Raw genomic sequence first — 22,317 nt, 5'->3', positions numbered from 1 at the left:
TCGACGCGACGGCACGGTTTGGATGCGCCCGGGCCGGACCGGTCCGGACGAGATGCGGTCCCGGCACCGGGCCGGTGGGCCGGATCACACCGGCCCACGTTCCGGCGGGACGGGCTCCGCCGCGGCGACGGAGCGGCGACGACGGCGCAGCGACAGCCACGCCACGGCGATCAGGCCCAGGGCGAGCACCGTCAGCAGGTACGCGTCGACCGCCAGCGTCTTCGCCGCCCCCTCCAGGTGGGCCGCCTTCCAGATCAGGCCGCGCGGGACCGTCGCACCGGTGCGGTCGCGGCCGGGCCACAGCAGGAACGGCAGCACGGCGGCCACCGCGAGGGCGGCCGCGGGCACCCGGGCCGGGCCGCGGGCACGCCGGGCCAAATCGATCAGGACCAGCGCCGTCGGGCCGATCCAGAGCCAGTAGTGCGACCAGCTCACCGGCGAGACGGCGAGCGTGGTGAACCCGACCACCACCATCGCGGCCGCCTCCTCACCCTGCCGGTGCAGCGCGACGGCGAGCGCCAGGCCGGCCACCCCGGCGAGCACCACGGCCAGCATCCACGGCACGCTGTTGAGTTCGTCGCTGCCGAGCACCCGTGCCACGAGACCTTGAAGGGACTGGTTGGCGGCGTACCGCGGGCCGGAGGTCGCGAGCGGCCGGGACGAGTCGAACGCGCGGCCGGCGATCCAGTAGTCGTACGAGCCGCCCGGCTGGATGATCACGCCCAGCACGGTGAGACCGGCGAACGTCGCCCCGGCCACCAGGGCGGCCCGGATCCGGCGGGTCAGCAGCAGGTAGACCACGAACAGGCCGGGGAGCAGCTTGACCGAGGTGGCGACGCCGATGCCGACACCCTTGAACCGGCTCCGGTCCGGACGCGCCAGGTCCGCCACCACGAGCAGCAGGACGAAGATGTTGATCTGGCCGAGATAGAAGGTGCGGTGCAAGGGCTCGGTCCACACGAGCACGGCGAGGACCGCGGCGGCGAGGCCGAGCCCGCCCCGCGCGCCCCGGTACCCGAGCATCCGGGTGGTGAACCACAGCGCCGCGAGCATCGCCAGCAGGCCCGCCACGGTCCACACGTACAGGGCGGCCCGGTCGTCGAGCAGCGTCAGTGGCGTCAGGAACGGCAGCGTGATCGGCGGATAGGTGTAGGGCAGGTTCAGCGTCGTGTACCCGAGCCGGTAGACCGGCTCGCCGTCCAGGAAGGACCGCGCACCACCGACGTACATCGACAGGTCCGTCCCGCGCAGCGGGTCGTGGTCCAGGAAGACCGCGTACGCGGCGAGGGACCCGGCCAACGCCACCAGACCGGGCAGGAGCAACCAGGACGGCAGGGTGACCGGCGGTGGCGCCGGCCGGTCGGCGGGGACCGTGGTGGCGAGCGCACGCAGACGCGAGACGGCCATGAATCGGGAAGCGTAGCGTCGCTCCGCGTCACGTGGGGGGCGCCGCCGCCCGCCCGCACCACGGCCACCGCCGTACCGGAGGGGTCATTCGGGGAACGTGACCACCCAGCGGGCGCCCTCGCCGCGGGCCAGCCGTTCCAGCGCCGCTGGTGCCTCGGTCAGCGGCACCGTGCCGCTCACCAGCGGGCCCAGGTCCAGGTCACCGGCGGCGAGCGCGGCGGCCAGCTCCGGCACCTCCCGGTCCGGGTCGGTCGAGCCGTACACCGAGGAGCGCAGCGTCCGCGCGGAGTGGAAGATGTCCAGCGCGGAGAGGCTGAGCATGTCGTCGCGGGCGCCCATGCCGACCACGGTGACCGCTCCCCCGCGCCGCGTCGCCCGCCAGGCGGCGCGGATGGTGGCGGACCGGCCGACGCACTCGAACGCGTGGTCCACGCCGCGCCCGTCGGTGCGGGCCCGGATCTCCTTGCCCAGCCGGTCGTCGGAGCGCAGGAAGTCGGTGGCCCCGGCGGCGAGTGCCAGATCCCGCTTGGCCTCCACCACGTCCACGGCGAGGATCGGCGACGCGCCGGCCCGCCGCGCGGCGGTCAGCACGGCCAGGCCCACCCCGCCGAGCCCGATCACCGCGACCGACTCGCCGGGCGCGACCCGCGCGGTGTTGCGGACCGCACCGACGCCGGTGAGCACCGCGCAGCCCAGCACCGCGGCCTGCTCCGGTGGCAGTCCGGCGGGCACCGGTACGGCGGCGCGCTGCGGCACCACCACCTCCTCGGCGAGCGCGCCGAGCCCGAGTGTGACCTCCAGCGGCTCACCGGCGGCCGTCTCGCCCCGCGGCGTGGACGGGTTGGGGTTCGCGGCGCAGAGCCACGGCTCGCCGTGCCGGCAGTGCCAGCACTCCCGGCAGGCGGGCGCCCAGTTCAGCACCACGGGTGTGCCGACCGCGATAGTGGTGCCGGGCCCGGCCTCGGCCACCACGCCGGTCGCCTCGTGCCCGAGCACCAGCGGATACGCGGGCGCCAGCGTGCCGTCCACCATCGCCAGGTCGGAGTGGCAGATGCCGGCGGCGCGGATGCGGACCCGCAGCTCACCCGGACCGGGCGCGGGCAGGCGTACGTCCTCGACCGCCGGTGTCTCGCCCCGGCCGCGTACCACGAGCGCCCTCATCGCTGGATCGCCTTCAGCTCGGTGAACTCCTCCACGCCGTACGCGCCCAGCTCCCGGCCGAGGCCGGACTGCTTGTAGCCGCCGAACGGGGCGAGCGGGTTGAACGCGCCGCCGTTGACGTCCACCTGGCCGGTACGCATCCGCCGGGCCACCGCCAGCGCCGCGTCGGAGTCGGCGGACCAGACCGCGCCGGCCAGCCCGTACCGGGAGTTGTTGGCGATGGCGACCGCCTCGTCGGTGTCGGCGAACGGGATGACCGCGAGCACCGGACCGAACACCTCCTCCTGGGCGAGCGCGCTGTCCGGGTGCACGTCGGCGAAGACGGTGGGCGCCACGAAGTGACCCCGGGGCGGTAGTGGCGCGTCCGGGCCGCCGGCGACGAGCCGGGCGCCGTCGGCGAGCGCGCGGTCCACGTGGTCGCGTACCCGCTGGGCCTGCGCGGCGGAGGCCAGCGGGCCGAGCCGGGTGGCCGGGTCGAAGGGGTCGCCGAGCCGGTAGCCGGCCACCGCCGCCGCGACCAGGTCCAGCGCCTCGGCGTAGCGGTCGCGGTGCACGAGCATCCGGGTCCAGGCGGTGCAGGTCTGCCCGGAGTTGAGCAGCGCGTTGCCGACGCCGACCTTGACCGCGGTGGGCAGGTCGGCGTCGGCCAGGACGACGTTCGCCGACTTGCCGCCGAGTTCCAGCGACACCCGGGCGATCCGCTCGGCAGCCAGGTGCGCGATGCGCCGGCCGGTGGCGGTGGAGCCGGTGAACGAGACCAGGTCGACGTCGGGGTGCGCGGCGAGCGCCTCGCCGACCACCGGGCCGGTGCCGGGCACGAGGTTCACCACGCCGGGCGGCAGGCCGGCGTCGGTGATCGCGTCGAACAGCAGGTACGCGGTGAGCGGGGTCAGCTCGCTGGGCTTGAGCACCACCGTGCACCCGGCGGCGAGCGCGGGCGCGACCTTGGCGACCACCTGGTGCAACGGGTAGTTCCACGGGGTGATCGCCCCGACCACGCCGACCGGCTCCCGGACGACGAGGGAGTTGCCGACCGTGTGCTCGGTGGCCGGGCGGGCGGCCAGGTCGACCATGCTCCGCAGCACTGTCAGCGGCAGGCCGGTCTGGACGCGGGTGGCGAGCTTGAGCGGGGTGCCCAGTTCGGTCGCCACGGTGCGGGCGATCTCGTCGGCGCGGGCGGCGAGCGCGGTGTGCAGCCGGTCCAGGTGCGCGGCGCGCTCGGCGGGTGCGGTGTCGGCCCAGCCGGGGAACGCGGCGCGGGCGGCGGCGACCGCGCGGTCCACGTCGGCCGGTGTACCGGCGGGCACCTCGCCGACGATGCCGCCGGTGGCCGGGTTCTCCACCGGGACGTTGTCGCCCGAGGAGGGGTCGACCCAGTCACCGGCGATGTGCAGGTGGCGGCGCGTCAGCAGGGCGGGAGGGGCGTCGGCGAGATCCATGGCGTCCTTCGGTGGTGGTGGAAACTAGCGGTGGGAGTTTCGACGCTACTCCGGACCGCCGACCCGTTCCAGCGGGGCGACGGTGGCGGCGTACTCGGCGGCGAGTCCGTGCAGCAGCGCGTCCAGGCCGAGCGCGAAGGCGCCCTCGTCCACGCTGCGCTGGTGGCCGGCGAGCCGGTGCGCCTGGCTGAGGTGCGGGTGCGCGGCGTACAGCGAGGGGTCCTCGACGAAACCGCGGGCGAACGAGCCGAGCGCGGACCCGGCCACGAAGTAGCGCATCGCGGCGCCGATGTGGGTGGCCCGCGCGGGCGGCCAGCCGGCCCGGACCAGCGCGCCGTAGACCGCGTCGGCCATGGCGAGCGCCGCCGGACGGCGGCCCGGCCCCTGCGCCAGGTACGGCACGATGTTCGGGTGCGCCGCCAGCGCGGCCCGGTACGAGCGCGCCCAGCGGCCGAGCGCGTCGAGCCACTCGCACTCGTCGAAGACGGTGATGTCGACCGTTGCCGCGACGCCGTCGGCCACCGCGTCGAGGATCTCCTCCTTGGTGGCGAAGTGGTTGTAGAGCGAAGGGCCGCGGACGCCGAGCGCGGCGGCGAGCCGCCGGGTCGAGAGCGCGTCCAGCCCGTCGGCGTCGATCAGCGCCAGCGCGGTCTCGACGATCCGGTCGCGGGTGAGCAGGGCCTGTCGGGGTCGGGGCACCTGGTCATCATCCTCCTTTCGGCCCGGGGTCTGGACGCGGGAAAACTTCCAGCGCTAGTTTAGAGCCAGTCGACCTGAGGGGGCACCGTGGACTTCGCACTGTCCGACGAGGAACGCGCGATCCGGGACACCGTTCGCACGTTCGTCACCCGCGAGGTGATGCCGCTGGAGGCGGAGGTGCTGCGCCGCGAGCGCGCCCACCAGCCCGGCCTGGACCGCTCCGAGCTGCGCGAACTCCAGCTCAAGGCGAAGAAGTTCGGCTTCTGGGGGCTGGCCACGCCGGAGGAGTACGGCGGCATGGCCCTGCCGGCGGTCATGCAGTCGCTGATCTGGACCGAACTGGGCCGCAGCTTCGTGCCGTTCCGCTTCGGCGGCGAGGCCGACAACATCCTGTTCCACGCCACCGAGGAGCAGAAGCGCGAGTTCCTGATCCCCACCATCGAGGGGGAACGGATCTCCTGCTTCGCCATCACCGAGCCCGGCGCGGGCTCGGACGCGGCGAACATCAAGCTGCGCGCCCGCCGCGACGGCGACGACTGGGTCCTCGACGGCGAGAAGACGTTCATCACCAACGGCAACGACGCCGACTTCGCCATCGTGGTCGCGGTGACCGACCCGGAGAAGGGCGCCCGCCGCGGCGGCGCGACCGCGTTCCTGGTGGACCGCGCGATGGGCTGGCGCTCGGAGTTCATCCAGACCATGGGCGAGGGCGGACCGGCCTCGCTGATCTTCGACGGCGTACGGGTGCCGCACCGCAACATCCTCGGCGAGATCGGGCAGGGCTTCACGCTCGGCATGGAGTGGATCGGCAAGGGCCGCTACACCATCCCGTCGCACGCCGTCGGCATCGCCGAGCGTGCCCTGCAGATGGCGATCGACCACGCCAACACGCGCGAGACGTTCGGCGCGCCGATCGCCACCAACCAGGCCATCCAGTGGATGATCGCCGACTCGGAGACCGAACTGGAGGCGGCCCGCTGGCTGATCCTGCGCTCGGCCTGGACCGTCGATGCGGGCCTCGACCCCCGGCACGCCTCCTCGATGGGCAAGCTCTACGGCGCGGGCATGGTCAACCGGGTGGTGGACCGGGTGCTGCAGATCCACGGCGGCATGGGCTACACCCGGGAACTGCCGATCGAACGCTGGTACCGGCAGGTCCGGCTGTACCGGATCTTCGAGGGCACCGACGAGATGCAGCGGCTGATCATCTCCCGGGACCTGCTGCGCGGCTACACGAAGATCGGCGGCCACCTGGCCTGAGCGGAGCGGTCAGCCGGTCAGCGCCTCGACCGCCCGGTCCACGTCCTCCTCGGTCGTGTAGAGGTGGAACGAGGCGCGGACCCGGCCCGCCCGTACCGCCGCGCGCACCCCGGCGCGGGCCAGCCGCTCCTGCGCGTCCGGCACGTCCACGCTGACGATCGCGCTGTCGCCAGGCGGCCGGCCCAGCCCGGCGAGGAACCTGTTGGCCAGCCCCACGTCGTACGCGCGCACCGCCTCCGGGTCGAGGTCGGCGAGCAGCTCCAGCGCCGGCGCCGCCCCGACGTAACACAGCCAGGACGGGGAGATGTCGAACCGCCGGGCGTCCTCGGCCAGGCGCAGCGGCGTCCCGTAGTAGGAGGCGTGCGGGTCCTGGCCGGCGTACCACCCGGCCGCGTCCGGGCGGATCCGCTCGCGCAGCTCCGGCGCCAGGTAGGCGAACGCCGAGCCGCGCGGTGCCATCAACCACTTGTACGCCCCCACCACCACCGCGTCCGCGCGGTCCGCGGCGAACGGCAGCCACCCGCACGCCTGCGTGGCGTCGACCACCACGACGGCGTCGTGCGCCCGGGCCGCCGCGACGATCTCGTCGTACGGGGTGACGGTGCCGTCGGCGGACTGCACCACGCTGAACGCCACCAGGTCGGTGTCGGCGTCGATCGCGTCGACCAGGCCGGCCAGCGGCACGGTGCGGACCCGCACGCCCCGCTCCCGCTGCACCAGCCAGGGGAACAGGATCGAGGTGAACTCGCTCTCGGGCACCACCACCGTCGCGCCCTCCGGCAGGCTCGCCGCGATCGGCGCGACCAGCTGCGACACGGCGGAACCGATGCTCACGTCGGCGACGTCCACACCGGTCAGCCGGGCGAACGCGGCCCGGGACCGGTCCACCGACTCGTCCCACACCTCGAACGACACCCGCCCGGTCCGCCAGTCGGCGAGCACCTGCTGCACGGCGTCCCACACCGGCTCGGGCGGCAGCCCGTAGGTGGCGGTGTTCAACCAGCCCGGTTCCGGCTGCCACAACTTCTGCGCCTGCTCCAGCTCCATGCCACCGACGCTAGCCACCCCCGCCTCCACCCCGACACCGCCAATCCCACCCCCGTGGCCCACCCCGGCCCCGGCGATCTTGCACTTTCTGCCCCGGCAAATGGTGCAAAACCCCGAATCGCAGGGCCGAAACTGCAAGATCGCGCAGCGGGGAGCAGGGGGGGCGCGGCGCGGCCCGGGGCGCGGGTGTCCGCGCCACCGCACCGCCCCGCCGATCATGAAGTTGGCGGTGCCTGCGGTCCGATTTGTCCGCCGCTAACTTCATGATCGCCGGGGCGGGCGGGGGGAGGTGGGGTTAGGTGGGGGGAGGTGAGGTGGGGCGGAGGGGTGGGGGTCAGGGTGGTGGGGGGAGGTCGGGCAGGGCGGCGGCGATCTCTGCGCGGACGCGGGGCAGGGGCCAGGTGGTTAGCCCCTGGAGGGAGTGGTGGCGGCGCAGGTGTCGTACCGCGGTCAGGCCCACCAGGTAGCCGCACCGTTTGGGCAGGTCGCCCGCCAGCGGCGAGTCCCGCATCAGGAAGTACGGGGCGTGATGGTCGACGTCGGTGGCGTCGAGGTCGGCGCGGACCCGGCGCAGGATCTCCGGCCAGCGGCGGCGGCACTCGTCGAGCCACTGCCGGTGCCCGGGGCGGCCGAACCAGAGGTACTCCTCGTCCGGCCGGCCGGGGTCCAGTTCCGTCGTGACCTGGGTGGCGAGCCCTTCGGTGAACAGCGCGTTCGCCACCCCGTACTCGGGCCAGTCGCGGATCGCGGCGCCGCGGTCGTGCACCACGTGCGCGGCCTCGTGCCGCACCAGCAGCTCGACGTCCTCCGGCGGCCCGAGCTGTTCCACGGCGAGGAAGAGCGCGTACCTGCCGTTCAGCTCGCCGGCCCAGCCGTTGGCCTGGTTCAGCCCGACCAGCACCACGCACTCGACCGGCCCGCCGTCGCCGGACCAGCCGAGCGCGTCCGCCACCGCCGCGACGCCGCCGGGCAGCAGCGCGCGTACCGTCTCGGCTCGTGCCGCCAGCTCCGCGGCGCGGTCGCGGAGCCCGTCCAGGGTGGCGGCCACGCCCGCGGCGTCGGACCAGTCGCCGTCGCGGCGCAGCGCCCGGACCACGTCCGGATGACCGGCCAGATACCGGGAGGGCCACGGTTCCGGCGGCGTGAACCGCTCGGCGCAGGCCAGGAAGTCGGGCACCAGGTCACGGACGCGCAGCAGGTCGGTGGGCGGCATCCGCCCGATGTTGCCCGGCCGTGGCCCGCCGGGCAACACCGCGACGGTACGGGGGCAGCTCCACATCTGAAGGAAGTCTTCAGCAGAGAGTATGTCGATGCAAGGTATCGACATAGACGAACGTCACGCTATAGGGTGCGGCGAACCGGCGACGTGAGCCCGTCGCCCCGTGTAGTGGACGAGGAGTGCCTGTGACGATTCGGAGACCCTCGCGTCGGGTGAGCCACCTGCTCGGCGGCGCCCTGATCATCGTGATCGGCCTGACCGGCCAGCCGGCCCAGGCCGCGCCCCAGCATGACGCGCAGCCGCTCGCCGCGGCCTTCGACCGGGCCGCCGCCGGCTCCGACGTGCCGCGTGACGTACTCGCCGCGCTCGGCTACGCAGAAACCCGCCTGGACGGCCACGGCGGCGAGCCCAGCGCCTCCGGCGGATACGGCGTGATGCACCTGACCAGCAACCCGAAGGTGCGGACCCTCGACGAGGCCGCGCGCCGGACCCGGCTGGACCGCGCCGACCTGCGTACCCGGGACGCGGCGAACGTGGCCGGCGCGGCGGCGGTGCTGCGCTCCTACGCCGACGAGGCCGGGCTCACCGCGGCACAGCGCGACGACGTCAATCAGTGGTACGGCCCGATCGCCCGCTACGGCGGCTCGACGGACGCGGCCACCGCCCGGCTGTACGCGGACTCCGTGTACGAGCTGCTCGCCCGGGGCTTCATCGCGACCACCGCCGGCGGCGAGGTCAGCGTGGACGGCCGTCCGGTCGCGCCGCAGCGGGGCCGGTACGCCGCGGTGGCGCCGCTGGGCACCGGCGACTTCGGCACCCTGAGCACCGACTACGGCCCGGCGGCCTGGGTGCCGGCCAACTCGTCCAACTACACGGTCTCCAGCCGCGAGTCGGCGTACCCGATCAACTACATCGTCATCCACACCATGCAGGGCAGCTACGCCGGCTCGATCAGCTGGTTCCAGAACGCCGCCGCCGGCACCAGCGCGCACTACCTGCTCCGCTCCTCAGACGGCGCGGTGACCCAGATGGTGCGGGACAAGGACATCGCCTGGCACGCCGGCAACTGGACCTACAACACCCAGTCGATCGGCATCGAGCACGAGGGCTACGTCGACAACGCCTCCTGGTACACCGACGCGATGTACCGGTCGTCGGCGGCGCTGACCCGGTACCTGTGCGACAAGTACGGCATCCCGAAGACCCGCACCAACATCATCGGGCACAACCAGGTGCCGGGCGCCACGCACACCGACCCGGGTTCGAACTGGAACTGGACCTACTACATGCAGCTCGTGACCGGCGGCACCACGCCGCCGCCGACAGCCTGGTCGACGATCGTGGACAACACCACCGCCGGCCGGTTCACCGCGAGCGCCAACTGGGGCACCTCGACGTACTCGGCGCAGCGCTACGGCGCCGACTACCGGTACGCCAACCCCGTCGCGGCCAGCGACACGGCCTGGTACAAGGTGAACATCCCGGCGACCGCCACCTACCGGGTGGAGGTCTGGTATCCCGCCGTCGCCGGATACAACACGAGCACGCCGTACATCGTCGCGACCACCAGCGGCAACCAGACGGTAGCGGTGAACCAGAGCGCCAACGGCGGTACGTGGCGCTCGCTGGGCACCTTCACCCTGGCCGCCGGGGACACCAACAAGGTGGGCGTCAGCAGGTGGTCCGGCAGTACCGGGTACGTGATCGCCGACGCCATCCGCGTGACCCGCGTCTAGCTCTCCGCGCCGGCGCGCCCGGCCCGGTCAGCTCACGTTGGCCGGGCCGAGCACGCTCTTCAGGTCACCCATCAGCGCGGTGGTGGGCGCGACCCGGAACGGGCCGAGGCGCAGCGTGGTGACCTTGCCGCCGTTGAGCAGCTTGACGTGCACCTCGGTGTCGCCGGGGTGCAGCACGAGCGTCTCCTTGAGCCGTTCCACGAGCGGCGGCGTGCAGCGGTGCACCGGGATGGTCAGCGTGACCGGCTTGTTCGCCGGGTTGCTGGTGACGTCCGGCATGGACATGTCCATCGCCATGATGCGCGGGGTGTCGTCACGCCGGTCCACCCGGCCCTTGACCACCACGATGGCGTCCTCGGCGATGTACTGCCCGATCACCTCGTACGTGTTCGGGAAGAACAGCGTCTCCACGCCGCCGGCGAGGTCTTCGAGGGTGGCCGACGCCCAGGCCCGGCCCTGCTTGGTGACCCGGCGCTGCACGCCGGAGAGGATGCCGGCCAGGGTCACCACCGCACCGTCGGGCACCGTGCCCTCCTCGGACAGCGCGGCGATGGTGGTGTCGGCGGCGGCACCGAGCACGTGTTCCAGGCCGAACAGCGGGTGGTCGGAGACGTACAGGCCGAGCATCTCGCGCTCGAACGCGAGCTTGTCGCGCTTGTCCCACTCCCCCTCGCCGATGACCGGCATGACAGTGGTGGTGCCGCCGGTCTCCGCCTCGCCGAAGCCGGCGCCGAACAGGTCGTACTGGCCGACCGCCTCCTTGCGCTTGACGTCGGCGTACGCGTCGATGGCGTCGGCGTGCACGGCGAGCAGGCCCTTGCGCGGGTGGCCGAGCACGTCGAACGCCCCCGCCTTGATCAGCGATTCGATCGTCTTCTTGTTGCAGACCACGGCGTCGACCTTGGACAGGAAGTCGTAGAAGTCGGCGTAGTCGCCCTTCTCCTCGCGGCACCGCATGATCGAGGCGACCACGTTCGCGCCGACGTTGCGTACCGCGCCGAGACCGAAGCGGATCTCCTTGCCGACCGGCGTGAACGGCCCGGCCGAGGTGTTGACGTCCGGCGGGAGCACCTGGATGCGCATCCGGCGGCACTCGGACAGGTACATGGCCATCTTGTCCTTGTCGTCACCGACGGAGGTGAGCAAGGCGGCCATGTACTCGGCCGGGTAGTGCGCCTTGAGGTACGCGGTCCAGTAGGAGACCAGGCCGTACGCGGCGGAGTGGGCCTTGTTGAACGCGTAGCCGGCGAACGGCACCAGCACGTCCCACACGGCCTGGATGGCCTCGTCGGAGTAGCCGCGCTCGCGGCAGCCGTCCCGGAACGGGATGAACTCCTTGTCGAGGATCTCCTTCTTCTTCTTGCCCATCGCCCGGCGCAGCAGGTCGGCCTGGCCGAGCGTGTAGCCGGCGAGGATCTGCGCGGCGCGCTGCACCTGCTCCTGGTAGACGATCAGGCCGTACGTGGGCGCGAGGATCTCGCGTAGCGGCTCCTCCAGCTCCGGGTGGATCGGGGTGATCTCCTGGAGCCCGTTCTTGCGCAGCGCGTAGTTGGTGTGCGAGTCCACGCCCATCGGGCCGGGCCGGTAGAGCGCCAGAACGGCGGAGATGTCCTCGAAGTTGTCCGGCTTCATCAGCCGCAGCAGCGAGCGCATCGGCCCGCCGTCGAGCTGGAACACGCCGAGCGTGTCACCGCGGGCCAGCAGCTCGTACGCCGGCTTGTCATCAAGCGGCAGGCCGAGCAGGTCCAGCTCCCGGCCGTGGTTGAGCTGGATGTTCTTCACCGCGTCGTCGATGATCGTCAGGTTGCGCAGGCCGAGGAAGTCCATCTTCAGCAGCCCGAGCGACTCGCAGGTCGGGTAGTCGAACTGCGTGATGATGACGCCGTCGGAGTCGCGCCGCATCAGCGGGATGTGCTCGATGATCGGCTCGGCGGACATGATGACGCCGGCGGCGTGCACACCGGTCTGCCGGATCAGGCCCTCGATGCCCTTGGCGGTCTCGATGACCTTCTTGACGTCCGGGTCGGACTCGTAGAGGCCGCGGATCTCGCCCGCCTCGGCGTAGCGGGGGTGCTTCGGGTCGAAGATGCCGGACAGCGGGATGTCCTTGCCCATCACTGCCGGGGGCATGGCCTTGGTGATCCGGTCGCCGACCGCGTACGGGAAGCCGAGCACGCGGGCCGAGTCCTTGATCGCGGCCTTCGCCTTGATCGTGCCGAACGTGGCGATCTGCGCGACCTTGTCCTCGCCCCACTTGTCGGTCACGTACTTGATGACCTCACCGCGCCGGCGCTCGTCGAAGTCGATGTCGACATCCGGCATGGAGACGCGCTCGGGGTTGAGGAACCGCTCGAAGATCAGGCCGTGCGGGATCGGGTCGAGGTCGGTGATGCCCAGCGCGTACGCCACCAGCGAGCCGGCCGCCGAGCCACGCCCCGGGCCGACCGCGATGCCCTGGCTCTTGGCCCACTGGATGAAGTCGGCGACCACGAGGAAGTACGACGGGAAGCCCATCTGGATGATGACGCCCAGCTCGTACTCGGCCTGGACGACGTGGCCCTCGGGGATGCCGTTCGGGAAACGGCGCTTGAGCCCCGCGAAGGTCTCCTTGCGGAACCAGGACTCCTCGGTCTCGCCCTCGGGGATCGGGAACCGCGGCATCAGGTTGTGGAAGGTGAACATGCCGGCCGGGTCGACCTTCTCGGCCACCAGCAGCGTGTTGCGGCAGCCCTGCTGCCACAGTTCGGAGGAGTCGACGGCGCGCATCTGGTCGGCGGACTTGACGAAGTAGCCGCCGCCCTCGAACCGGAACCGGTTCGGGTCGGCCACGTTGCTGCCGGTCTGGACGCAGAGCAGCACGTCGTGCGCCTCGGCCTGCGCCTCGTGCGTGTAGTGCGAGTCGTTCGTGACCACCGGCGGGATGTCGAGCTTGCGGGCGATCTCGGTGAGCCCGTCGCGGACCCGGCGCTCGATGTCGAGGCCGTGGTCCATGATCTCCAGGAAGTAGTTGTCCTTGCCGAAGATGTCCTGGTACGCGGCGGCGACCTTGAGCGCCTCGTCGAACTGGCCCAGCCGCAGCCGGGTCTGCACCGCGCCGGACGGGCAGCCGGTGGTGGCCATGATGCCCTCGGCGTGCTCGGCGATCAGCTCCATGTCCATCCGGGGCCACTTCACGTAGTGGCCCTCCATCGAGGCGCGGGAGTTGAGCTTGAACAGGTTGTGCAGGCCGTCGCGGTTGGCCGCCCACATGGTCATGTGGGTGATCGCCCCGTTACCGGAGACGTCGTCGCTCTTCTGCTCAGGGCGCCCCCACTTGACCCGGGCCTTGTGGAAGCGCGACTCCGGCGCGACGTACGCCTCGACGCCGAGGATGGGCTTGACCCCGGCGTCCATGGCCTGCTTGTAGAAGTCGTTCGCGCCGTGCATGTTGCCGTGGTCGGTGATCGCCACCGCCGGCATGCCGAGCCGCGCCGCCTCGGCGAAGAGGTCCTTGAGCCGGGCCGCCCCGTCGAGCATCGAGTACTCGGTGTGTACGTGCAGATGCGCGAACGAATCGCCCATGCGTGGCGCCCCCCGGGTTGTGGATCAAGCTGCGTCGGAGTCGACCGACCCACCCTACCGAGGTGATCTCGCGGGCTCCACCGTCCACACCGAGGGTGGTCCGGGTCTCTCCGACCGACCGGTGTGCGGCACGCGATGTTCTTCTCCATTGCAATGGTGTGTGGCACACAGTATCGTGTTGCACATGGTCAGCGAAGAGGTCCTCCGGACCCACCTCCAGGAGCTACGACGCGGCACTGTCGTGGTGGCCAGCCTGGTCGCCCTGCGCCGCCCCGACTACGGATACGCCCTGCTGCAACGGCTGGCCGCGCACGGCTTCGCCGTCGACGCCAACACGCTCTACCCGCTGCTGCGCCGGCTGGAGGACCAGGGCCTGCTGACCAGCGAGTGGAACACCGAGGAGAGCCGGCCGCGCAAGTTCTACCGGACCAGCGACGACGGCGAGTCCGTCCTGAACCGCCTGCTCGATGACATGACCGCGGTGCGGACGTCCGTCACCGAACTGATCGAAGGAGCGGAACGATGAGTTCCCTGACCGACCGTTACGTCGCCGCCACCATGCGGGCCGTGCCCGCGCAACGCCGCCTGGAACTCGCCGAGGAACTGCGCGGCTCCATCGCCGACATGATCGACGACCGGACCTCGGGCGGGCAGGACCACGCCTCCGCCGAGCGCGAGGTGCTCACCGAGCTGGGCAACCCGGAGAAGCTCGCGGCCGGCTACAGCGACCGCACGCTGCAGCTCATCGGCCCGCGGTACTTCCTGACCTGGTGGCGGCTGCTGCGTCTGCTGCTCACCTGGATCCCGGCGATCGTCGGCGTGCTCTCCGGCGTCACGAAGGCGCTCGTCGACGGCGAGCCGGGCGCGGCGATCGGCACGGCGGTCGTGGCCGCGATGCAGACCGCGGTGCAGATCGCGTTCTGGGTCACGCTGGTGTTCGCCGTACTGGAGCGCACCCGGACCCCGCTCGGCCTGCCCGAGTGGACCGTCGACCAGCTCCCCGAGGAGACCCGGGAACGGCAGATCAGCCACTCCGACAGCATCGCCTCCGTGGTGTTCCTGCTCGCCACCATCGGCCTCCTGATCGGCCAGCACTTCCAGCGCTGGACCACCGACGACGGCACCCGGCTGCCGGCGCTCGACCCGGCGCTCTGGAGCTTCTGGCTGCCGGCCCTGATCGTGGTTCTGCTGGCCACCGTCGGCCTGGAGATCGCCAAGTACCGGTCGGGGCGGTGGACCTGGCCGCTGGTGGCGGTCAACGCGGTGCTCAACGTGGCGTTCGCCGCCCCGGTGCTCTGGCTGCTGGCCACCGACCGGCTGCTCAACCCGGAGCTGGTCGAGCGGTTCGCCTGGCTGCGGGACGGCGGGACCGTCGAGTTCGCCCGGGTGGCGGGCGCGGTGGTCGTGCTGGTCGCGATCTGGGACGTGGTCGACAGCGCGGTCAAGGCCCGCCGCGCCGCCTGAGCCCCGAACGGCCCGGCACGCCCCGTCGTGGGCGTGCCGGGCCTTCCGGGTACGCGGACAGTCAGGCCGCCGGCCGCCACTCCCGGGCCAGCAGCGCGTAGACCACCTCGTCGGTCCACTCCCCCTTGACGAACTCGTTCTCCCGCAGGTGCGCCTCCCGGCGCATGCCCAGCCGTTCCAGCACCCGGGCCGAGGCGGTGTTGCGCGCGTCGAGCCGCCCGACGATCCGGTGCAGCCCGAGCCCGTCGAAGCCGATCCGCAGCAGCTCCCGGGCCGCCTCGGTGACGTACCCGCGGCCGGTGTGCGCGGGATGCGCCACGTACCCGATCTCGCCCTGCCGGTGCTCCCCGCTGGTCCAGCTCAGCAGCACGTCGCCGAGGAACTGCCCGGTGTCCGCCAGCGTCACCGCCAGGTTGAGCACGTCGCCGGGGGCGCGCAGCGCGGTCCGCCGGACCAGCCGGTCGATCGCGGCGCGGGCGGCGGCGTCGTCGTACGGCTCGTGGTAGAGGTAGCGGGTCACCTCCGGGCGGCCCCGGTAGTCCCGGACCACGGCGAGGTCCTCGGCGGTGAAGGCGCGCAGCAGCAGGCGCTCGGTACGTAACGGCAGATCGGGCACGAACACCCCGGCAGGCTACGTCGGCACTGTCATCCGGCCCACCCGTTTACGCCCCGGGCACCGCATCGGCGGCAGCGGTGGCATGGTCGTACGGTGAGCACCGCACCCACCACCGCCTGGCGCCGGCCGGCTCCCACAGCCGCGCAGTTGCGCGCCGACCTCTGGGTCGGGCTCGCGGTCACCGTGCTGGCCCTGTTCGAGCTGACGCTGGCGCACAGCACCGGGGCCTTCCTGCTCGGGCCACCGCCGAGCGTCGCCGAGCAGATCTGGTGGACCGTGGCGGTGACCGCCCCGCTGGCCGTACGGCGGCGGTGGCCCGCCACCGTCGCCGTGCTCGTCTCGATCGCCTTCGTCGCGGGGCAGGCGCGGGCGGTCCCGCTCGCCCAGCTCCCGTCGGGCGCGCTGTTCGCCGCCCTCTTCACGCTCGGCGCGTGGGGCACCGACCGGCGGCTGGCCGGGCGGCTGCGGGCCGGCATCATCGTGGCGATGTTCGGCTGGCTCGCGCTGTCCCTCGCGCTGCGGGCCGACCAGATCACCGCCGCCTCCTTCGCCGACGCCGCCGGCCCGGTGCCGCCGGTGCTCGCCGCCGTCGTGAACGGCGTGCTCTACAACGTGCTGTTCTTCGGGTTCGCCTACTACTCCGGGCAGACCGCCTGGGTGGCCGCGCGCCGCCGGCACGAACTGCACGAGCAGGCCGAGCAGCTGCGCCGCTCGCAGGTCGAGGCGCGCGAGCGCGCGGTGATGGGCGAGCGGGTCCGCATCGCCCGCGAACTGCACGACGTGGTCGCCCACCACGTGTCGGTGATGGGCGTGCAGGCCGCCGCGTGCCGGCGCGTGTTCGACAGGGACCGGGACAAAGCGCGTACCGCCCTGGCCGCGATCGAGGAGACGGCCCGCACCTCCGTCGACGAGCTGCGCCGGATGCTCGGCGTGCTGCGCGACCCGGACGCCGCTGCCGGCACGGCCACCGCGCCGGAGGACACCGCCGGCATCGACCAGGTCGCCGCGCTCGTCGACCGGGCCCGGGAGACCGGGCTCCGAGCCGACGTCGGCGTGTACGGGGAACCGGTGCCGCTGCCGCGCTCGGTGTCGCAGGCGGCGTACCGGATCGTGCAGGAGGCCGTGACGAATGTGGTCAAGCACGCCCACGCCACCACGCTGGACGTGCGGATCCGCTATCTGGCGAGGGACCTGGAGATCGACGTGAGCGACGACGGACACGGCGCCGTACCGGCCGCCGGGGCCGGGCTCGGCCTGATCGGCATGCGGGAGCGGGTCGCCGCGCACGGCGGTGAGGTGGAGGCCGGACCACGCCCCGGCGGCGGGTTCCGGGTCCGGGCCCGCATGCCGCTGCCGGTCGAGGCCACCGGGCGGGCGGCGTGACCGCCCCGGTGCGGGTGCTGCTCGTCGACGACCAGCACCTGGTCCGGACCGGTTTCCGGGTCATCCTGGAGGTCGAGGACGACATCGAGGTGGTCGGCGAGGCCGCCGACGGGCAGCGTGCCGTGTCGATGGCGGCCGCGCTGCGTCCCGACGTGGTGCTGATGGACGTGGAGATGCCGGTGCTCGACGGGCTGGAGGCCACCCGCCGGATCACCGCCGACGCGACACCGGGCGGCCCGGCGGTGCTGATCCTCACCACGTTCGACCACGACGACTACCTGTTCGCCGCGCTGCGCGCCGGGGCGAGCGGCTTCCTGCTGAAGAACGGCACCCCGGAGGACCTGATCGAGGCGGTCCGGGTGGTGGCGCGCGGCGAGGGACTCATCGCGCCGGCGCTCACCCGGCGGGTGATCTCCACGTTCGCCCGGCCCGGCGCGGTCCCGCCGGACCCGCGGCACGACGCGGCCACCGCGGACCTGACGCCGCGCGAGCGGGAGGTGCTGGAACTGGTCGCGCGCGGGGCCAGCAACGCCGAGATCGCGGACGTGCTGCACGTCGGCGAGGCGACGGTGAAGACCCACGTCAGCCGCGTACTGGCCAAGCTCGGGCTGCGCGACCGGGTGCAGGCGGTGGTGTTCGCGTACGAGCACGGGGTGGTCCGGCCCGGCGGATGAGGCCCGTCCGCCGCGCGACGGACCCGATGATCGCTCCGTGGTGGGACGACGGGAGCGACGGCCGGCCGTAGCGTCGGGATCATGACCAGCGTGCTCCGCCTCGACGGCGTCGACCGCAGCTTCGGCGGCCGTCAGGTGCTCAAAGACGTCTCCTTCGACGTGACCGCCGGGCGCATGACCGGATTCGTCGGCGGCAACGGCGCCGGCAAGACCACCACCATGCGGATCGTCCTCGGCGTCCTCGCCCCGGACGCGGGGCAGGTGACGTGGCGGGGACAGCCGCTCACCCGCGAGGCCCGGGCCCGGTTCGGCTACATGCCCGAGGAACGCGGCCTCTACCCGAAGATGACGCCCCGCGAGCAGGTGGTCCACCTCGGCCGGCTGTACGGGCTGGACGCCGCCGGGGCGCGCCGGCGTACCGACGCGCTGCTGGAGCGCGTCGGTCTCGGCGAGCGGGCCGACGACCTGCTGGAGACGCTGTCGCTCGGCAACCAGCAGCGCGCGCAGATCGCCGCCGCGCTGGTGCACGACCCGGAGGTGCTGATCCTGGACGAGCCGTTCTCCGGGCTCGACCCGCTCGCCGTCGACATGGTGGTCGCCGTGCTGCGGGAACGGGCCGCCGCCGGCGCGCCGGTGCTGTTCTCCAGCCACCAGCTCGACGTGGTGGAGCGGCTCTGCGACGACCTGGTGCTCATCGCGGGCGGCACGATCCGGGCCGCCGGTGCCCGCGAGGAGCTGCGCGCCGCGTACACGCTGCCCCGGTTCTCGCTCGTGGTCGACGGCGACGCCGGCTGGCTGCGGGACCAGCCCGGCGTGCGGCTGGTCGACCTCGACGGCGCGCGCGCCGTGTTCGAGGTGGACCCGCCCGCCGACGACCAGTCGGTGCTGCGCGCGGCGCTGGAGCGCGGCCCGGTGCGCGCGTTCGGCCCGGTCACCCCGTCCCTCGCCGAGATCTTCCGAGAGGTCAACCAGTGAACACGTTCCAGGCCACCCGGCTGGTCGCGGCCCGCGAGATCAAGGTCAAGGTCCGCGACAAGACGTTCCTCTACAGCACGCTGATCTTCCTGCTGCTCGCCGTCGTCGCCACCGTCGTGCCGGCGCTGATGAGCAGCGGTCCATCCACTGTGGCGGTGACCGCGGCCGGCGCCGAACCGCTGCGCGCGGCCGGGCTGGACGTCATGCTCGTCGCCGACGACGGCGCCGCCGAACAGGCGGTACGCGACGGCGACGCGGACGCCGCGGTGGTGACCGGCCCGGTCGTGGTCGCCGACGAGCGGGCCCCGGACGACGTGGTCTCCGCGCTCAGCGCGGCTCCGCAGGTGAAGCTGCTGGACCCGGACGCGGTGGACCCGCTCGTCGCCTACCTGGTGCCGTTCGCGTTCGCGTTCGTCTTCTTCTTCATGTCCCAGACGTTCGGGTTGCAGATCGCGCAGAGCGTCACCGAGGAGAAGCAGACCCGGATCGTGGAGATCCTGGTCGCCGCCGTGCCGGCCCGGGCGCTGCTGGCCGGCAAGATCCTCGCCGCGGGCGCGCTGGCGCTCGGGCAGATCACCCTGATCGCGGCAGTCGCGCTGATCGGCATGCGCCTCACCGACGGCGGTGACCTGCTGGGCCTGATCGCGCCCGCGATCGGCTGGTTCGTACCGTTCTTCCTGTGTGGCTTCCTGCTGCTGGCGGCCATGTGGGCGGCCGCCGGGGCGCTGGTGAACCGGCAGGAGGACATCGCCGGGGCGTCCACGCCGGTGCAGCTCGCGGTGATGGCGCCGTTCTTCGCCGTGGTGTTCCTCAACGACAACGCCGCCGCGATGCGGATCCTGTCGTACCTGCCGATCTCCTCGCCCACCGCGATGCCGGTACGGCTGTTCACCGGCGACGCGGCGCCCTGGGAGCCGTTCGTGTCGCTGGCGCTGCTGCTGCTCGCGGCGGCCGGGTTCCTGCTCGCCGGGGCGCGGATCTACGAGGGTTCGCTGCTGCGCACCAACGGCCGGACCTCGGTTCGGACGGCGTGGCGGCAACGCGAGCCGATCGGCTGACCGCGAGACGGTGAGCGCCGGCCACCCGATGAGGGTGGCCGGCGCTCCGCGCGTCGGGGCGGTTCAGCCGACCGCGGCCATGACCTCGTCGGAGACGTCGAAGTTGGCGTAGACGTTCTGCACGTCGTCGCAGTCCTCCAGCACGTCGATCAGCTTGAAGATCTTGCGCGCACCCTCCTCGTCCAGCGGCACGTTCACGCTGGGGATGAGGGAGGACTCGGCCGACTCGTACTCGATACCGGCGTCCTGCAGCGCGGTGCGGACCGCGACCAGGTCGCCCGGCTCGGAGACCACCTCGTACGCCTCGCCGAGGTCGTTGACCTCCTCCGCGCCCGCGTCGAGCACGGCCATCATCACGTCGTCCTCGCTGGTGCCGGCCTTGGGGACGATCACCACGCCCTTGCGGGAGAACATGTACGACACCGAGCCCGCGTCGGCCAGCGAGCCGCCGTTGCGGGTCAGCGCGGTACGCACCTCGGTGGCGGCACGGTTGCGGTTGTCGGTGAGACACTCGATCAGCATCGCCACGCCGTTCGGGCCGTAACCCTCGTACATGATCGTCTGCCAGTCGGCGCCGCCGGCCTCCAGGCCGGAGCCGCGCTTGACCGCGCGGTCGATGTTGTCGTTCGGGACCGAGTTCTTCTTCGCCTTCTGGATGGCGTCGTAGAGAGTCGGGTTACCGGCCGGGTCACCGCCGCCGGTACGGGCGGCCACCTCGACGTTCTTGATCAGCTTGGCGAACATCTTGCCGCGCTTGGCGTCGATGACCGCCTTCTTGTGCTTGGTCGTCGCCCACTTTGAGTGGCCGGACATCTGTTACCTCCGTTGCTACCCGCCGTCTGCATCGACCGCACCGCACACGCCCCGCTCCCCCACCGGCGCACGTCGAGGTGCTGTGATCTTCGCTGGGAGCCGCGGCGGGCTGATGGCCCTGCCGAATCTCGGCAATCCTACCGGCGGCGGGCGGGTCACTGTCACGCGCCGCACGGCACCGGCCCGTCCCAGCCCACCCGAACCGGTACAACCAGGGACGGACCGGCCGCTCAGGAGGCGGCCCGGACCAGCTCCACGAAGTGCCGGTGCAGCCGCAGGTCGCCGGTCAGCTCCGGGTGGAACGAGGTGGCAAGCAGGTTGCCCTGGCGTACCGCGACGATCCGGTCCGCGGCCGGGCCGTCGGTCACCCGGCCGAGCACCTCGACGTCCGGGCCGACGCGCTCGACCCAGGGCGCCCTGATGAAGACGGCGTGGAACGGGCCCCCGTCGACGCCGGTGAGCGCCACCGGCGCCTCGAACGAGTCGACCTGACGGCCGAACGCGTTGCGCCGCACCGTCATGTCGACGCCGGCGAAGCCGCGCTGGTCGGGGCGGCCGTCCAGCACCTCGGCAGCCAGCATGATCAGGCCGGCGCAGGAGCCGTAGACCGGCATGCCGGCGGCGATCCGCTTGTCGATCGGCTCGCGCATCTCGAAGATGTCCACCAGCTTGCTGATCGTGGTCGACTCGCCGCCGGGCACCACCAGGCCGTCGACCGCGTCCAGCTCGCCCGGCCGCCGCACCGGCCGGGCGTCGGCGCCCGCGCCGGTCAGCGCCGCGACGTGCTCGCGTACGTCGCCCTGAAGCGCGAGCACGCCGATCACCGGTACGGTCACGCCGCGCTCACCAGCCGCGCTCGGCCAGGCGGTGCGGCTGGGGGATCTCGTCGACGTTGATGCCGACCATCGCCTCGCCCAGCCCACGGGAGACCTTGGCGAGCACGTCCGGGTCGTCGTGGAACGTGGTCGCCTTGACGATCGCGGCGGCCCGCTGGGCCGGGTTGCCGGACTTGAAGATGCCGGAGCCGACGAAGACGCCCTCGGCGCCGAGCTGCATCATCATGGCCGCGTCCGCAGGGGTCGCGATGCCGCCCGCGGTGAACAGCACGACCGGCAGCTTGCCCTGCTCGGCGACCTCCTTGACCAGCTCGTACGGGGCCTGCAGCTCCTTGGCCGCGACGTACAGCTCGTCGTCGGGCAGCGACTGGAGCCGGCGGATCTCCTGCCGGATCTTGCGCATGTGGGTGGTGGCGTTGGAGACGTCCCCGGTGCCCGCCTCGCCCTTCGAGCGGATCATCGCGGCGCCCTCGGTGATCCGGCGCAGCGCCTCGCCCAGGTTCGTCGCGCCGCACACGAACGGCACGGTGAACGCCCACTTGTCGATGTGGTTGGCGTAGTCGGCCGGGGTCAGCACCTCGGACTCGTCGACGTAGTCGACGCCGAGCGCCTGGAGGATCCGCGCCTCGACGAAGTGGCCGATACGGGCCTTGGCCATCACCGGGATCGAGACGGCGGAGATGATGCCGTCGATCATGTCCGGGTCGCTCATCCGGGACACGCCGCCCTGCGCGCGGATGTCGGCCGGTACGCGCTCCAGGGCCATCACGGCCACAGCGCCGGCGTCCTCGGCGATCTTCGCCTGCGCGGGGGTGACCACGTCCATGATCACACCGCCCTTGAGCATCTCGGCCATGCCGCGCTTGACGCGGGCGGTGCCGACGGCGGTGGCGGGGGTCGGGGCTGCGGATTCAGACACGGGACATCGCTCCTCGGCGTGCTCGGGAGGTGACTGCGCAGGAATGCTAC

General features: G+C 72.5%; 19 protein-coding genes. 8 read left to right on the top strand and 11 right to left on the bottom strand.

The features are described 5' to 3' along the window. Nucleotides 1-84: 84 nt before the first annotated feature. The 4 genes from O7611_RS08825 to O7611_RS08810 form a co-directional block, all read right to left on the bottom strand. The gene (locus tag O7611_RS08825) at nt 85-1,407 is read right to left on the bottom strand and encodes a glycosyltransferase 87 family protein (protein WP_269696550.1); all 1,323 of its coding nucleotides are present in this window, start codon (nt 1,405-1,407) and stop codon (nt 85-87) included. Between the two features lie 84 nt (nt 1,408-1,491). Continuing rightward, nucleotides 1,492-2,568 (bottom strand): alcohol dehydrogenase catalytic domain-containing protein, encoded by a 1,077-nt coding sequence (locus tag O7611_RS08820; protein WP_194802911.1) that lies wholly within the window; start codon nt 2,566-2,568, stop codon nt 1,492-1,494. Then, nucleotides 2,565-4,007, bottom strand: a complete 1,443-nt coding sequence (locus tag O7611_RS08815) for an aldehyde dehydrogenase family protein (protein ID WP_269696549.1) — start codon at nt 4,005-4,007, stop codon at nt 2,565-2,567. Before O7611_RS08815 ends, O7611_RS08820 begins: the two co-directional genes overlap by 4 nt. A gap of 45 nt (nt 4,008-4,052) precedes the next feature. Continuing rightward, nucleotides 4,053-4,706 carry a TetR/AcrR family transcriptional regulator gene (locus tag O7611_RS08810; RefSeq protein WP_194802913.1) on the bottom strand — a complete coding sequence of 218 codons (654 nt, stop codon included), beginning with the start codon at nt 4,704-4,706 and terminating at the stop codon, nt 4,053-4,055. 87 nt (nt 4,707-4,793) lie between these two features. On the opposite strand from O7611_RS08810, the gene O7611_RS08805 reads away from it, so the two are divergent. Then, on the top strand, nt 4,794-5,966 hold the full coding sequence (locus O7611_RS08805; protein WP_194802914.1) for an acyl-CoA dehydrogenase family protein: 1,173 nt from the start codon (nt 4,794-4,796) through the stop codon (nt 5,964-5,966). Between the two features lie 9 nt (nt 5,967-5,975). On the opposite strand, the gene O7611_RS08800 is transcribed toward O7611_RS08805, so the two are convergent. Then, nucleotides 5,976-7,013, bottom strand: coding sequence for an aminotransferase class V-fold PLP-dependent enzyme (locus tag O7611_RS08800; RefSeq protein WP_194802915.1), 1,038 nt, complete (start codon nt 7,011-7,013; stop codon nt 5,976-5,978). Nucleotides 7,014-7,347: 334 nt separating this feature from the next. Next, nucleotides 7,348-8,226 carry a DUF2268 domain-containing putative Zn-dependent protease gene (locus O7611_RS08795; RefSeq protein ID WP_269696548.1) on the bottom strand — a complete coding sequence of 293 codons (879 nt, stop codon included), beginning with the start codon at nt 8,224-8,226 and terminating at the stop codon, nt 7,348-7,350. Nucleotides 8,227-9,017: 791 nt separating this feature from the next. Here O7611_RS08795 and O7611_RS31980 point away from each other — a divergent pair. Next, nucleotides 9,018-9,968, top strand: a complete 951-nt coding sequence (locus O7611_RS31980; RefSeq protein ID WP_370585020.1) for a golvesin C-terminal-like domain-containing protein — start codon at nt 9,018-9,020, stop codon at nt 9,966-9,968. Nucleotides 9,969-9,995: 27 nt separating this feature from the next. On the opposite strand, the gene dnaE is transcribed toward O7611_RS31980, so the two are convergent. Then, nucleotides 9,996-13,529, bottom strand: coding sequence for a DNA polymerase III subunit alpha (gene dnaE / locus O7611_RS08785; RefSeq protein WP_194802918.1), 3,534 nt, complete (start codon nt 13,527-13,529; stop codon nt 9,996-9,998). Between the two features lie 184 nt (nt 13,530-13,713). Here dnaE and O7611_RS08780 point away from each other — a divergent pair, with 184 nt between their 5' ends. Then, nucleotides 13,714-14,055, top strand: a complete 342-nt coding sequence (locus tag O7611_RS08780) for a PadR family transcriptional regulator (protein WP_194802919.1) — start codon at nt 13,714-13,716, stop codon at nt 14,053-14,055. Then, on the top strand, nt 14,052-14,993 hold the full coding sequence (locus tag O7611_RS08775; RefSeq protein ID WP_194802920.1) for a permease prefix domain 1-containing protein: 942 nt from the start codon (nt 14,052-14,054) through the stop codon (nt 14,991-14,993). The genes O7611_RS08780 and O7611_RS08775 overlap by 4 nt, the downstream gene beginning before the upstream one ends. 61 nt (nt 14,994-15,054) lie before the next feature. Here the strand turns inward: O7611_RS08775 and O7611_RS08770 are convergent, their stop codons facing one another. Then, the gene (locus O7611_RS08770) at nt 15,055-15,615 is read right to left on the bottom strand and encodes a GNAT family N-acetyltransferase (protein ID WP_269696546.1); all 561 of its coding nucleotides are present in this window, start codon (nt 15,613-15,615) and stop codon (nt 15,055-15,057) included. A gap of 87 nt (nt 15,616-15,702) precedes the next feature. Here O7611_RS08770 and O7611_RS08765 point away from each other — a divergent pair, with 87 nt between their 5' ends. From O7611_RS08765 to O7611_RS08750, 4 genes are all read left to right on the top strand, one after another. Then, on the top strand, nt 15,703-16,992 hold the full coding sequence (locus O7611_RS08765; RefSeq protein ID WP_269696545.1) for a sensor histidine kinase: 1,290 nt from the start codon (nt 15,703-15,705) through the stop codon (nt 16,990-16,992). Then, nucleotides 16,989-17,666, top strand: a complete 678-nt coding sequence (locus tag O7611_RS08760) for a response regulator (RefSeq protein ID WP_194802923.1) — start codon at nt 16,989-16,991, stop codon at nt 17,664-17,666. The genes O7611_RS08765 and O7611_RS08760 overlap by 4 nt, the downstream gene beginning before the upstream one ends. Before the next feature lie 81 nt (nt 17,667-17,747). Next, nucleotides 17,748-18,641, top strand: coding sequence for an ABC transporter ATP-binding protein (locus O7611_RS08755; RefSeq protein ID WP_269696544.1), 894 nt, complete (start codon nt 17,748-17,750; stop codon nt 18,639-18,641). Continuing rightward, nucleotides 18,638-19,699: an ABC transporter permease gene (locus O7611_RS08750; protein WP_194802925.1), complete on the top strand. Its 1,062-nt coding sequence runs from the start codon at nt 18,638-18,640 to the stop codon at nt 19,697-19,699. Before O7611_RS08755 ends, O7611_RS08750 begins: the two co-directional genes overlap by 4 nt. A gap of 63 nt (nt 19,700-19,762) precedes the next feature. Here O7611_RS08750 and O7611_RS08745 read toward each other — a convergent pair whose 3' ends face one another. The 3 genes from O7611_RS08745 to pdxS all read right to left on the bottom strand — a co-directional run bounded on the left by O7611_RS08745 (nt 19,763) and on the right by pdxS (nt 22,267). Next, complete coding sequence (locus O7611_RS08745; RefSeq protein WP_013285436.1) at nt 19,763-20,512, bottom strand: YebC/PmpR family DNA-binding transcriptional regulator; 750 nt, start codon at nt 20,510-20,512, stop codon at nt 19,763-19,765. Between the two features lie 230 nt (nt 20,513-20,742). Beyond that, complete coding sequence (pdxT, locus tag O7611_RS08740) at nt 20,743-21,348, bottom strand: pyridoxal 5'-phosphate synthase glutaminase subunit PdxT (protein ID WP_269696543.1); 606 nt, start codon at nt 21,346-21,348, stop codon at nt 20,743-20,745. Between the two features lie 7 nt (nt 21,349-21,355). Beyond that, the gene (gene pdxS / locus O7611_RS08735; protein WP_269696542.1) at nt 21,356-22,267 is read right to left on the bottom strand and encodes a pyridoxal 5'-phosphate synthase lyase subunit PdxS; all 912 of its coding nucleotides are present in this window, start codon (nt 22,265-22,267) and stop codon (nt 21,356-21,358) included. Between the last annotated feature and the right edge of the window lie 50 nt (nt 22,268-22,317).

The organism is Micromonospora sp. WMMC273 (assembly GCF_027460285.1).
Taxonomy (GTDB): Bacteria; Actinomycetota; Actinomycetes; order Mycobacteriales; family Micromonosporaceae; genus Micromonospora; species Micromonospora aurantiaca.
This window is presented reverse-complemented; position numbering and strand designations above follow the sequence as displayed.

Bases quoted from the DNA above. Each gene is read 5' to 3' on its own strand.
- O7611_RS08825 (WP_269696550.1), bottom strand. From the start codon at position 1,407: ATGGCCGTCTCGCGTCTGCGTGCGCTCGCCACCACGGTCCCCGCCGAC.
- O7611_RS08820 (WP_194802911.1), bottom strand. From the start codon at position 2,568: ATGAGGGCGCTCGTGGTACGCGGCCGGGGCGAGACACCGGCGGTCGAG.
- O7611_RS08815 (WP_269696549.1), bottom strand. From the start codon at position 4,007: ATGGATCTCGCCGACGCCCCTCCCGCCCTGCTGACGCGCCGCCACCTG.
- O7611_RS08800 (WP_194802915.1), bottom strand. From the start codon at position 7,013: ATGGAGCTGGAGCAGGCGCAGAAGTTGTGGCAGCCGGAACCGGGCTGG.
- O7611_RS08795 (WP_269696548.1), bottom strand. From the start codon at position 8,226: ATGCCGCCCACCGACCTGCTGCGCGTCCGTGACCTGGTGCCCGACTTC.
- dnaE (WP_194802918.1), bottom strand. From the start codon at position 13,529: ATGGGCGATTCGTTCGCGCATCTGCACGTACACACCGAGTACTCGATG.
- O7611_RS08780 (WP_194802919.1), top strand. From the start codon at position 13,714: ATGGTCAGCGAAGAGGTCCTCCGGACCCACCTCCAGGAGCTACGACGC.
- O7611_RS08775 (WP_194802920.1), top strand. From the start codon at position 14,052: ATGAGTTCCCTGACCGACCGTTACGTCGCCGCCACCATGCGGGCCGTG.
- O7611_RS08755 (WP_269696544.1), top strand. From the start codon at position 17,748: ATGACCAGCGTGCTCCGCCTCGACGGCGTCGACCGCAGCTTCGGCGGC.
- O7611_RS08745 (WP_013285436.1), bottom strand. From the start codon at position 20,512: ATGTCCGGCCACTCAAAGTGGGCGACGACCAAGCACAAGAAGGCGGTC.